General features: G+C 45.3%; 12 protein-coding genes. 9 read left to right on the top strand and 3 right to left on the bottom strand.

Annotated elements, in window-relative coordinates:
* Positions 1–100 precede the first annotated feature (100 nt).
* The 4 genes from Q0257_RS07420 to Q0257_RS07405 all read left to right on the top strand — a co-directional run bounded on the left by Q0257_RS07420 (position 101) and on the right by Q0257_RS07405 (position 4215).
* Positions 101–667, top strand: coding sequence for a hypothetical protein (locus Q0257_RS07420; protein ID WP_298023492.1), 567 nt, complete (start codon positions 101–103; stop codon positions 665–667).
* Between the two features lie 13 nt (positions 668–680).
* A complete protein-coding gene (locus Q0257_RS07415; RefSeq protein WP_298023489.1) occupies positions 681–3128 on the top strand; it encodes a molybdopterin-dependent oxidoreductase in 2448 nt (815 codons plus the stop codon).
* A gap of 370 nt (positions 3129–3498) precedes the next feature.
* A complete protein-coding gene (locus tag Q0257_RS07410; RefSeq protein ID WP_298023486.1) occupies positions 3499–3786 on the top strand; it encodes a hypothetical protein in 288 nt (95 codons plus the stop codon).
* 210 nt (positions 3787–3996) lie between these two features.
* Complete coding sequence (locus Q0257_RS07405; RefSeq protein WP_298023483.1) at positions 3997–4215, top strand: hypothetical protein; 219 nt, start codon at positions 3997–3999, stop codon at positions 4213–4215.
* Between the two features lie 275 nt (positions 4216–4490).
* On the opposite strand, the gene tpx is transcribed toward Q0257_RS07405, so the two are convergent.
* Positions 4491–5015: a thiol peroxidase gene (gene tpx / locus Q0257_RS07400; RefSeq protein WP_298023480.1), complete on the bottom strand. Its 525-nt coding sequence runs from the start codon at positions 5013–5015 to the stop codon at positions 4491–4493.
* A gap of 89 nt (positions 5016–5104) precedes the next feature.
* Here tpx and Q0257_RS07395 point away from each other — a divergent pair, with 89 nt between their 5' ends.
* The 3 genes from Q0257_RS07395 (at position 5105) to hutX (ending at position 7817) form a co-directional block, all read left to right on the top strand.
* The gene (locus Q0257_RS07395) at positions 5105–6583 is read left to right on the top strand and encodes an NINE protein (protein WP_298023477.1); all 1479 of its coding nucleotides are present in this window, start codon (positions 5105–5107) and stop codon (positions 6581–6583) included.
* A gap of 60 nt (positions 6584–6643) precedes the next feature.
* Complete coding sequence (locus Q0257_RS07390; protein ID WP_005872982.1) at positions 6644–7087, top strand: DUF805 domain-containing protein; 444 nt, start codon at positions 6644–6646, stop codon at positions 7085–7087.
* A 217-nt stretch (positions 7088–7304) separates the two neighbouring features.
* Positions 7305–7817 (top strand): heme utilization cystosolic carrier protein HutX, encoded by a 513-nt coding sequence (gene hutX, locus Q0257_RS07385; RefSeq protein ID WP_298023474.1) that lies wholly within the window; start codon positions 7305–7307, stop codon positions 7815–7817.
* A gap of 405 nt (positions 7818–8222) precedes the next feature.
* Here hutX and Q0257_RS07380 read toward each other — a convergent pair whose 3' ends face one another.
* Positions 8223–8657 carry an Imm12 family immunity protein gene (locus tag Q0257_RS07380; RefSeq protein WP_298023471.1) on the bottom strand — a complete coding sequence of 145 codons (435 nt, stop codon included), beginning with the start codon at positions 8655–8657 and terminating at the stop codon, positions 8223–8225.
* A gap of 371 nt (positions 8658–9028) precedes the next feature.
* Positions 9029–10057, bottom strand: a complete 1029-nt coding sequence (locus Q0257_RS07375; protein WP_298023468.1) for a hypothetical protein — start codon at positions 10055–10057, stop codon at positions 9029–9031.
* Between the two features lie 97 nt (positions 10058–10154).
* Here Q0257_RS07375 and Q0257_RS07370 point away from each other — a divergent pair, with 97 nt between their 5' ends.
* On the top strand, positions 10155–10958 hold the full coding sequence (locus Q0257_RS07370) for a transporter substrate-binding domain-containing protein (RefSeq protein ID WP_298023465.1): 804 nt from the start codon (positions 10155–10157) through the stop codon (positions 10956–10958).
* A 226-nt stretch (positions 10959–11184) separates the two neighbouring features.
* Positions 11185–11997 (top strand): transporter substrate-binding domain-containing protein, encoded by an 813-nt coding sequence (locus tag Q0257_RS07365; protein WP_298023462.1) that lies wholly within the window; start codon positions 11185–11187, stop codon positions 11995–11997.
* The last annotated feature ends 431 nt before the right edge of the window (positions 11998–12428 follow it).

Genomic DNA, 12428 nt, shown 5'->3' with positions numbered 1-12428 from the left:
AAATTTTACTCAAAAAGGATAAATTCGTCGCAATCGCGACAAATTTAAATTTATTTTTGATTTATAATTCGCGTCAAAGACAACCCAGAAAGGATACTTTATGAGGAAAATTTTTATCTCATTTGTCTGTGCGTGTTCGCTTTTTGGCGGCGAGGTGATCTCCAAAACCACGGCGATCTCGCAGGACGGAAAAACTATCGGCGAAGTTCAAATTTTAACGCCGATCGAGGTGCTACCCGCCGATGGCGGCGCCACCAAGATTAAAATTAAAGGCGTCGTGAGCGAAAACTATCAGCTTCAGATCCAAAAAAATATGAAAGAGGCTGAAATTTATGCGACCTTTGCGAACGAGGCCGAAGCGAATTTTAAAAAGGGCAAAAAGCTCGAGGACGATTACGGCGAGATCTGGTACGAGGTCGAGGGGATTTACGAGGTCGGCTCGGATGCCGTAGCCAAGGACGCTAAGGCGCTTTATGCGGAGGCAAAGACAAACTACGAGCAGATCTGCTCGGCGTGTCACCGCTTGCATGAGCCAAAGAGCTTCACGGCAAATCAGTGGCCTGCAAATTTACAAGAGATGATCAATGCAAACTACGTAGCGCTCGAGGGCGACGAGCTAAATTTGATCATAAAATATCTACAACATAACGCAAAAAAACCTGAATGATAAAGGAGATCAGATGAAAAGGCGAGACTTTTTAAAGGCAGGGATTTTAGGCGCAAGCGCAGCAAGCGCTAGCAGGATTGAGGGGGTAACGCAGACGATTTTTGATAACAAAAAGGTATTCGGCGCGAATAGATTCGGCCCTTTTTGGCTAAATTTAAACTCGTCGCAGATCGTTTCGGTAAGCGATTTTGAGGGCGATAAATTTCCAAACACGATGAACTATAGCTTGCCCGATAATATCCAAAACGAAAACCGCGTGCTCTATCCGATGGTGCGCAAAAGCTATCTAAAGGCAAAAGGCGCGGCAAAGAGCGAACTGCGCGGCAAAGAGGAGTTCGTGCGCGTTAGTTGGGACGTCGCGCTTGATCTAGCGGCGAAGGCTTTGAAAGAAAATTTCGACAAATACGGCGCCGAGGCGATCTACGGCGAGTGCTACTGGTGGGGCGGTAGCGGCAAGATCGGCTGGGGACGCACCGTAGCGCACCGAATGCTTAAAATTTTAGGCGGTTACGTAGAGGAAAGCGGCGACTACTCCACCGGTGCGGGGCTTGTTATAATGCCTCACGTGCTGGGCTCAAGCGCCGTTTACGACGCGCCTACTACGTGGAAAGCGATCGTCAAAAACGCTAAAAACGTCGTATTTTGGGGCACCGATCCTGTGGTAACCAATCAAATTTCATCCATTCCGCCTACGCACGACGGCTACATCGGCATGCAAGAGCTTAAGAAATCGGGCATCAAAACCTACAGCGTAAACGTGATGAGAAACGACACCGCGCGTTACTTCGGCAGCGAAGATATCATCGTGCGCCCAAACACCGACACCGCGCTCATCATCGGTATGTGCCATTATCTCTTTACGAACAACCTCTACGACGAGGAATTTATCAAAAAATATACCGTTGGATTTAATAAATTTAAAGCGTATTTTCTAGGCGAGAGCGATAAAATCGTAAAGGACGCAGCTTGGGCGAGCAAAATTTGCGGGCTTAGCGAGGAGGCTATTGCGAAATTTGCTACGGCGCTTGCAAAGGAGCCGAGCACGATTTTAATCGGTCGCGGTTTGCAGCGCGCCGATCATGGCGAGCAGCCTTTCTGGGCGCTAGTGGCGCTTAATGCGATGCTAGGACATATCGGCAAGGAGGGGCTCGGCTTTGAATTTAGCCTAGGCTACGGCTCTGCGGGCGCTACGAATAAAGTGGCTCCGATTTTAAAGGGACTTAGCACTCGTATAGATGAAAAATACGAAAACACGGGCTCTGCGCCTTGGAAAAACGCGAAAAACATTACCATCCCGTCCTCTCGCAGCATCGAGGCCCTGGAGCATCCGGGCAAGGAGATCGACTACGACGGCACTAAAATCAAGCTGCCGCATATGAGAGTCGCTTATATGGCGTGCGGATCGATGTTTACGCGCCATCAAGACGTGAATAATATTGTGAGGCAGTGGCGTAAGCTCGACACCGTTATCACCGCCGAGCCGTACTGGACGAGCACCGCAAAACTTAGCGACATCGTGCTTCCGGTGGCCGTCGAGGTCGAGCGCAACGACATCAATCAAACCGGCGCTACTGGCGAATATATAGTCGCTTACAGGCCTGCAATCGAGCCGATGGGCGAGAGCAAGAGCGACTTTTGGATCTGCGAGCAGATCTGCAAGCGCTGGGGATATGGCGAGGTCTTTAGCGAGGGCAAGGACGAGCTAGGCTGGATGAAGGAATTCTACGCCGATGCCGTAGAGCAAGCCAAAGGCCTAAATATAACGATGCCTAGCTTCGAGGAATTTTACGACAAAGGCTTCGTGCGCTTTGAAAAGGACGACGAGAGCAGCGCGCTATATACGCGCCTTGCGGCATTCCGCGAAAATCCCGCCAAAAATCGCCTCGGCACGCCGTCTGGCAAGATTGAGCTTTACTCGCCCGTAATCGCTAAGATGGGCTATGCCGACTGCCCGCCGATGCCTACTTGGATCGAGCCTAAAGAGTGGCTAGGCGATGCGAAAAAGACAGCTAAATATCCGATCCACATCGTAAGCCCGCACTCTCGCTACCGCCTGCACAGCCAGCTAAACAACTCGATCATCAGAAATTTTGCCGAGGTTAGCGGCAGAGAGCCGGTGCTGATAAACCCAAAAGACGCCGAAGCTCGCGGACTTGCGAACGGCGACATCGTGCGAGTTTTCAACGACCGCGGCGAAATTTTGGCAGGCGTGCTCGTCACCGACATCGTGCCCGAGCGCGTCGCAGCGATCTGCGAGGGCGCGTGGTACGATCCCGAGGTTTGGGGCGAGAAGAGCCTCTGCCAGCACGGCTGCGTAAATGTGCTTACGTTTGATAAAGGCACGTCAAGTCTCGCGCAAAGCAACTCGGCTCACACCGTGCTAGCGCAGATTGAGAAATTTAAGGGCGAGATTAAGCCGATACAGGCGTTTGGTAAACCGAAAATCCTACAATCCTTGTAGCGCGTTGTCTCGCGAGTGCTTTTGAGAGAGATTTGAAATTTTAAGTCTGCGGCAGACTACTTGTCTAGCCTTGACTTAAAATTTCTGCACAACTCTCAAAATCATCTCGCGATACTTCCGCTTGTCTTTTTGATTGTGCGCCCTTTCGTGAGCGCTTTTTGCGGAGCTAGTAAAATTTCGGCTCTATATGTTCTATTTGCGCCGAAATTTTCGTCGCAACTAAAATACTTCCGCTTGTCTTTTTGTGCTCAAATTTGGTGAAAATTTGAGCACAATTTGCTTCTTTTGTGTGCGTCAAATTTGAATGTAAATTTTGCGCGGATTAAAAATTCTGCTAAAATTCGCTCAAATTTAACCCAAAGGTCGCGCCGTGCAAATTCCGAATTTGATCCAAAATTTTATCCGCAAACGCATCGTTTCAGAGTCCGTTTTACTGCCTTTTTTCTATCCTGACGAGAGCGAGTTTGAGAGTTTTCAGGAGGGATATAGGCTCGCTAGCCGCAAAACGGGCGAGGAGCTAGCGGACGACGCGCCCGGGCAGTGGCGCAAGAGCTGGCGGGTCATCGCGCGTAACGGCATGGACGATCCGTTTTTCGTGGATTTTGCTCTTGGGGATGCCTCACCCGTTTACTTCGCCTATCACGGCGCTGGCTCTTGAGAGCCGATTAAAGTTGCGGACGACATCGTTAAATTTGAAGAAATTTTAACCGCACTTGCCGCGCTTGAGGCGCCTTGCTCGCTTGAAGCGATCGCGCCGCTTGCGGATTTAAACAACGAATTTTATCGCGAGCTGGCGGACGATTACGCGCGGAAAGATGAAGCGCGCGAGGAACCGGGATATAGATATTTCAGCGTTTTCATCGAGGATTTGGGCGCGGATAAGGTAAAAACGCTCGTATTTTTAAAGAAATTTTTTGAAGACGAGAGCTTTGCGGCGACTAAAGAGAGGGCGCAAAATTTGCCGCTTTGCGTATTTAGCGGCATAGAGGAACTGGCGCTGCCGCTGCAAGACAAGCTCGCCTCGCTCGGAGTTAAATTTTATGCCCGCGAGATAACTTTTAGCGAATTTATCGCGCGGAGTAGTTAAGCGAGCAAATTTTAAAATTTTAACTCTCGCTGCTGCTAAATTTAAAATCTAGCGGCGAGTAATCCTATAAATTTTGTTCTCATTCGCTTACTATTGCTGTGCGTTAACAGCTTTGCGTACGCTGGAGCGAAAATTAAAGCGTAAAATCAAAATGTAAAATTGAAGTGGATTTTAAGCGCCCTACTTCGTTTTTTACTTGCAGTAGGGCGAATTTGCTTAAAGTAGTGAACTAAAGCGAGGCGAAAATTATCCAAACCTTGGATCTATTATCTTGCTCAGTTAGAGCAGCTGTTGCGAGCGACGAGCTCTGCAAAATCCAGCGCTGCGTCGTAGTCGGGCTCAGAGGCTATGTCGCTTACGAGCTCTTTATAAACCACAACGCCTGCGGTATCTATGACGAAGATCGCTCTGGCGCTGAGACCTGCTAATGCGCCGCTGGCGATGAGAGTGCCGTAGTGGCGGCAAAATTCCTTATCGCGGAAATCACTTGCAACGCGTAGATTTTTGATCCCCTCAGTCGTGCAAAACCTCCCCATCGCAAACGGTAAATCCATCGAAACGACGATTACTTCGGTGTTAGGAAGCGATGCGGCGCGCTCGTTGAACTTGCGTGCCTCCGTCGCGCAGACGGGCGTATCTAGCGACGGCACGGCGACGATGATTTGCACGTGCTTGCCGCTAGCGATCTCGATTTCGCTTAGATCTTGAGCTACTAAGCGCACTTGCGGCGCGCGATCGCCTAGATTTATCTCTTGCCCGCTTAACTCTACGGGCTTTCCTTGGAATGTTACTGTTGGCATTTTTGTCCTTTGTTTTGAATTTGTAGCGGCGAATATACAAAAATTCCTTAAATTTCAGGTAAAATTGCTTTAAAAATCAAGGAGAGCAGATGGGCGAAGATATTTGGGGCAGCAGCAGCAATCCTGCATCGCTAGCCAGTATAAGACGTAAAAGCGGCGAAGAAAAAAAGCCCTTGGATGAGAAGCCACAGGAGCAATCTGAGAATTTAGATTTAGCGCAAGAAGAACTTGCGGCGGATGATACTAGCGAGCAAAATTCCACGGCTCAGAATTCTATAGAGCAAAATTCCACTTCCATAAGGCAAAATTTTACTCCACAAAATTCTGCGGAGCAAAATTTAGCTTTTGCAGCTCAAGGCTTGGATGAAGAAAATTCTATTTTGCGAGATTCTGCCGCGACAGGCTCTAGCGAGCAAGATTCTAACGCCAAAGGCTTGAATTCTACCGAGAATGCCGCAAACTCGCAGAATTTTACAGAGCAGAATTCCACTTGGCAAAATTCAGCTTCCTCAAATTCCGATAGAATTAACTCTACGCAAAGCTCAGCTAAGGCTTACGATCTAAATAAAGCCTACGCGTTTTATATGTTTCTCGGGCCTTTCGGCGCGCATAGATTTTATCTTGGACGTATAATTTCCGCGATTTTTCAGCTTTTAGGCGGGCTGCCATTTCTCATCTGGCTTTTTTTAGTAGTGGTTGCTGTCATGTGGACGAGTATAGAAGGTAACGATCTGTTAGCGCTTATAAACTCGTCTCGTCCGGATTTGGGCGTGCAAGCATCAGACCTAAAAGATATAGAACAGGGCTTTTTTCATTTTATGGTTATTTTCTCGGTGCCTAATGTTTTATTTTTAATCTGGCTTATTAGCGACTTTTTTAGGTTGCCTGATATGGTGCGAAAGCTAAATGTATCCGTAGGCGCGGGAGCAATCCTGTATGTTTATGCGGATGACGCTAAAGAGCAGAGCGAAAATCTATCTACCGCCAAAACTACCCTTTACATAGCATTTGGGCTTGAGGCGTTAAATGCGGTAGGCAGATATATCAAGAATGTAGATAAAGTGGGTGCGTTGGAGGGCGTCGGACTTATATCTATGATATGCCTAGCTGTGGGGCTATATTTTTTAGCGCGCGCTATACGCAGCACGGATCTGCTATCAAACGCCGTGCTAGTCGGGGTTTCCTCGGCTATAAGCGCAGTAAGCACTATATTTGTAGGATTTGAATTGTTTAATCCATCAGTTTTTATGATAAGCATTTATTGTGTATGCACAGCGGTATATCTGATCTATCAGCTGCTAGTTAGTAAAGAGCTTTATGATTGCAGCGGAGAGAAAAACTATCTAAGAGCGTTTTATGTTATTGCAGCTACGGAGATAGTAACTCTAGTCTTGATAGCGCTTGACTCGCAGCTTTTCGCTTTAGTATTTGCCATAGGGTGGTTAGCTTCGGTAGTTTTAAATGTTTCGGCGGTTCATGGCACTAGGGAGGTTACCGCCTCAAAAGGCGGCTACGGCCTAGTGCATCTGGCGTATCACGTAAGGCAGATGAACGGGCGGGAGTTTTAGGTATTTAAATTTAAGGGGCGATTAGTATAATCCTATATTATTTTAAAAAAGGAGTTTAAAATGACTTTTATGGAGTCCGTGCAAACTTGCGTCAAGCAAAAATACGCCGCATTTAGCGGGCGAGCATCGAGGTCGGAGTACTGGTGGTTTTTTCTATTTACCGTGCTTGGTGGGATTGTTTTGAGTTTGATAGATGGCGTTTTAGGCACTACGATAGGGTACAATCAAATAATAGCCGGCAAAATCGTCCATCAAGAAATCGGCATTATAGATGCGCTTTTTCAACTAGCTATGCTAGTGCCAGCCATCGCCGTATCAGTCAGGCGACTACATGACACCGATAGAAGTGGCTGGTTTTTTCTGCTTATTTTAACGCCGATCGTGGGTGCTTTTTTCGGCGATATCGGACTTTTGGTATCATTTGTGGGCTGGATAGTGCTGCTTGTATTTTTCGTGCAGCGCGGCGATAGCGGGTCCAATCGCTTCGGATACGATCCGCTATGATACAGCTCTAAAGCTTTGCGGAATTTTAGAATTCTAAAATTCCGTGTAGATAAAATTCTTTGTATTGTCGTTTAAAATTCTACGCATAAGCACTTTGCAGCGCTAAATTTTTCTTAAAATAAGCTTCAAAAATTCGCTCTAATTGATTGCCGTTATCTGTAACTTAGAATTTTTATATTATAATGGCGCTCAAAATTTTATTTCAGAAAGGATGAAAATGAAAGAGAGAATCGAGGCGCTGTTCGCGCAAAACCCTAAAATTTCGATCGCGCAGATCTGCAAGGAGCTCGGCGCCAAGGAGATCGACGTACTGCTAAACCTGCCCGAGCGCTTCGGAAAGAGCGCGGGCGGCGATAAATTCGGCGAGGTCATTAGGGAGCTTGAGAGTTGGGGCGAGGTGCTTTTCGTGAAAAATACGCCGAGCTTCATCATCGAGTTTAAAACCAAGATCCCAAGCGGCAAGAGCGCGCGCGGATTTTATAATTTCGGCATGGGCGCAAACGGCGATGAGGCGCATGGGCTGGGCATTTTGGGGGGTCATCTAAAGACGGATGATATCGATAAAATCATCCTTGTGACGCAGACTTTCATGGGGATGCTCTCGAAATTCGTAGGCTTTTACGACAAAGCGGGCGAAAATATCTTTAAAATTTACGTCTCGCGCGATGAGAAAGGACAGCTGCTAGCCGAGCAAGACGCGAAATTTGAAGCGTTAAAAGCCGCGATTTAGCGCTCGCACAAAACTCGTCTTGCGCGGTTTGCGTAAAATTTGCTCTTGTCGGGCATTTAGGCTTGATCTCGCCCTTTACGCATGAGATCAAATCCGTAAAATTCTACTGCAAAATAACACCGCGCGTACTTTTACACGCTCGCGCAAGACCCGCCTTGCGCGGCTCACTCATCGCCTGCTTAACGGCGCGTTGAAATTCTACGGGGCGCCAACCAAGGCGCTTTAAGCTAGCCAATAAGCTTTCGGGCAAAATTTTAAATTATCGTTGATGATGAAATTCCAAACTCACCTCGTCGCTATTTCGTGTCTTAAGGGCGTTTGGAATTTCACTAGCCCGGGCTAGCGTCTGCCTTATCTGAAGCGGAATTTTGCCGCTTCAGATAGATATTATTTTCAAATTTTATTTCAACAATCTACTACTAAATTTTCAAAAATTTTATTTATATTGTCTTTGTACTGCGTATCGTCAAACTCTAAATTATTATTCGCAATCTTCCGCCCGGCAATATCTCCAAGCTCCATAAGATACTGCTTGAACTTTTCTAAAAATTTATCTACGTTCGCCTTTTTATTGGAGCCCCACTCATCTGAGCTAAAATGAATATACGCGATAATTTTTTTGCTTTTAAGATAATATTTCGGCTGGTAAATTCCCGATTTCGGAAAATATCTCGACACTTCCCCGCTCAAACAAAGGCAAATATCGATCTTTTGCAGCGAGCGCATTTCAAAATCGCTAAAAATACTTTTAATCTCTTGCCTTGCTGCTCTTATAATATTCGATATATAGATCGGCACATCATCCGCCTCGCCGATAACGGCATTTATGTTAAATTTCACACGGCACCTCGTCCTTAAATTATAAAGTGATATTATTCAAAATTTTGGCTCATTATATCATCTTCATAATATTTATTGGGTGCTGGAGCTACGGAGTTTTGAAATCGATATATTTTTTATCAAAACAGACCCGAATAAAGATAAAATTTTAAAATTTACCTACGCCGCCGCGCTGTCTGGCAAATACATTAAAATTTATCTCGAATGAACTTAATAGCGAGCCGTTTGATAAGCGGAGGAGGGCAGGTTAGGCGGAACAAATTTTACTTTTTCGCTCGCGCTAAATAACAAAGTAGGGCGGCTGCGACTAGCACAATTATAATAGCGATTTTATCTGTTTTACCATGCCATAGCCGTATAAATTTTAAAATTTAGCCCTTTTGACGGCTTAAAATTTTAGAAATTTTTGCGGCGTCGTAAGTTTTCGCCTGCGCTTTTAGAAACTCGCAAAGCTCCTTCTGCTTGCAAAGGCCGTGAGCGAGCAAAAACTCCGCCGTCATCTCGTCATCCAGCACCACAGCTACTTTGATAAGCGTTTCGATCTCCTTTTTATCGATGCTCGCAAAGCTTTGAAATTTTAAAATTTCGTCCAAATAGCATAATCTCCCATCGCGGAATTCTTTAAATTTGGTGCCCGCGGCAAACTCCCTCGCAGCAAGCGGTAGCGCCTCTTTATATCCGAGAATGGAAACGTTATTGTCGCTTAAAAATATTAATTCGCTGCCCGCAACCGAGCCGACCACGTCTTTCGTATCTCGCGCGCCGTTTGCGATCAAAAACTTAAATGCCTCGAAATTATCGTTTGACGCCGCGTCTAGCAGCAATCCGTCAGCTTTGACGTTCGCGCCGTTTTGCACCAAAAGCTCTAAAAGCCGCATCGCATCGGCGCTATCAAAGTGATAAAGCTTTGCCGTCTCGCCGCTAAATTTCGAGCCGAAAAAGATCGCGAGCTTTAGCGGCGAGAAAAAACCGCCGTCTCCGCCGTAATTGAGATTTGGTTTAAATTTAAGGATTTTTTCTATCCGCTCGAAGTCAAATTTTGAATTTCGCAGCACCTTCGGATTAAAAATGAAAGCAGTGAAAATTCTATCTTTAAACTCCCCGAAATCCTCGTCGATCCTGCCCCTGTTTTGCGCCGCGAATTCTAAAAGCGCATCCAAGCCCGCATCAATCTGCGCATCGCTAGCATTTTCATCGTAAAAAATTTCAAAATTTGGCTGAGATAAATTTGACTCTGCTTGCTGTGAAGCAGAAACTCTCGGATCATCCTTAGCAGCGCCGAAAGTGCAGACCGCAAGTAAAAGCCAAAAAAAGATAGAATTTTTCATATCGCCCTCGCTTAAATTTTGCGCGATTATATCAAATCTAAGGCTAAATTTAACGGCGTCTTGAAATTTCATAAAAAGCAAACGGCAAATAAATTTAGCCCAAAAAAGCGCCTTTTGATTTTAATTTCGCTAGAATTAGCCATAAATAACCTAAACAAAGGAGCGGCAAATGAAACTACTTTTTACTTTGATCTTGCTTTGTGCAGGGCTTTTTGCAAACACGCTGCAAGATATCAGAAATAGCGGCGTCATTAGAGTAGGCGTCAGAGACGGCAGACCGCCTTTTAGCGAGATTAGCGGTGGTAAATTTGAAGGCTTTGAGATCGAGCTTGCCAATGCTATCGCAAAGGCGATTTTCGGTGCTAAACAAGGCGAAGTGCAGTTTGTCTCTCTAAGCGCCGCCGATCGCGTCTCGTATCTAGTCAATAATAAAGTCGATATAGTTGCAGCTACCTTCGTCATCGATTCGGCGCGCAAAAATCATGTAGACTTCTCGATGCCGTATTTTTCGACCAATCTCGGCGTACTAACTCGCAAAGCGGACGCCATCAAAGATATATCGCGTTTGCGCGATATGAGGCTCATAACCGAAGAGGGCACGACCGTAGATAATTACCTCAAAAAAGAGAAATTTAGCAACGTAAGCTACTGCAAAAGCACAAGCGAATGCTACGCGATGATCCGAGACGGCAAAGCTGACGGATACATCAATTTAAATATCACGGTGCTAGCCTACGCCGTCGTAGACGATACGCTCGAAGTGCCGTTTCAAAACTTCGGCAAGCCCGATTTTATAGGTATCGGAGTACAAAAGGGAAATAAGGAGCTACTTGATTTCATCAACGCAGAGCTTGTCAAGCTAAGCAAAGAGGGCTTTTTTAAAAAGGCTTATCAGGACACTTTCGAGCCTTTTTACCGCGGTACGGCGGATAAAAAATACTTCCTTTTAGACGGAATTTATGACTTATTATAAAAGCGAGCTAGAAATTAAAATATAAAATTTATCGAAGGCAGTTTGCATAACGAATAAATCTTGGGATTTAAAATTTTTCAAATTCGCTAAATTTTAAATCCCAGCTTTACCCCTAAATTTCAAGCTTGCATACGCGCGGTGATTAAATTTTAAACCGCTTGCATTTATTTTCTCTAAAATATATAGTGCTATAATTATTTCAAAACTAAAAAGTAGGGGGCTTTTTATGAGATTACTTTTTATTTTAGCCTTATTTTGCGCTAGCATTTTTGCAAATACACTAGATGAAATCAGGCAGGCAGGTGTTATCAGAGTGGGCGTGCGCGAAGGTCGTCCGCCACTAAGCGAGTCTAATAACGGCAAGTTTGAGGGCTTTGAAATCGAGCTTGCTAGCTCGATCGCCAAAGACATTTTCGGCGATAAAAAAGGCGAAGTGCAGTTCGTAGCCGTAACCGCGGGCGATAGAATCCCGTTTTTGAAAAATAATAAGGTCGATATGGTTATCGGCACCTTTATGATTACGCAAGAGCGTAAGAAGCAGGTGGATTTCTCACTGCCGTATTTATCGGTAAATTTTGGCATTGTAACGCGTAAAGAGGATCAAGTGAAGGACTTCGCACAGGTTCGTAATATGAGAATTTCAATCGAAAAAAATCCCAACGGCTCGATGACCGAGCGCTATCTGCGCAAAGAGAAATTTAGCAATTTAGTTTACTGCAAAAATACCTCCGAGTGCTATGCGATGATGAAGGACGGCAGAGCCGACGGCTACGCCAATGACAACATCATCGTCCTAGCCTATGCCGTCGTGGACGATACGCTCGAAGTGCCGTTTAAAAACCTAGGCGCGGCGGAATTCTTAGGCGTCGGCGTGCAAAAAGGCAATCAAAGCCTGCTTGATTTCATCAATGCCGATCTAATTAAGCTAAGCAAAGAGGGCTTTTTCAAAAAGGCTTATGAGGACACTTTCGAGCCGTTTTACCGCGGCACTGCGGATAAAAAATACTTCCTTTTAGACGGAATTTATAATATGCTTTAGACTTTAGAATTCTAAGGCGCGGAATTTTGAAATTTTGAAATTCCGCTTCGCACGCGGCGAGTGGAATTTTAAAATCTGCAGATTCTGAAATTTTAGTAAGCGAGAAATTCCGCAAAATTTCAAAATTTAAAATTTTATCTCACGCTCGGTTTAAAAACATCTATTCCATTCGGAGCAAAATTCCACGCTATGATAGAATTTTAAAATTTTATGCATGACGGAATTTTAGAATTTTACCCGCACCGAGAATTTTAAAATCCCATGCTGCAACAGAATTTCGTAGTTGAGGGCTTTTGCGCTGCGATAAAATATAAAATTTATCGTGCGGTGTAGAATTCCGCAGATAAGCGCGATAGATTTAAAAGGATAAAATTCCGCGTAAGGCGAAATCTAGCTCTCAGCAAAAGCGCAGTCGTCGCAGATACTATCGC

The sequence above is a fragment of the uncultured Campylobacter sp. genome (genome assembly GCF_938018035.1).
Classification (GTDB): Bacteria; Campylobacterota; Campylobacteria; order Campylobacterales; family Campylobacteraceae; genus Campylobacter_B.
Note: the sequence above shows the minus strand (reverse complement) of the source record. Positions and strands in the feature narration are given on the sequence as shown.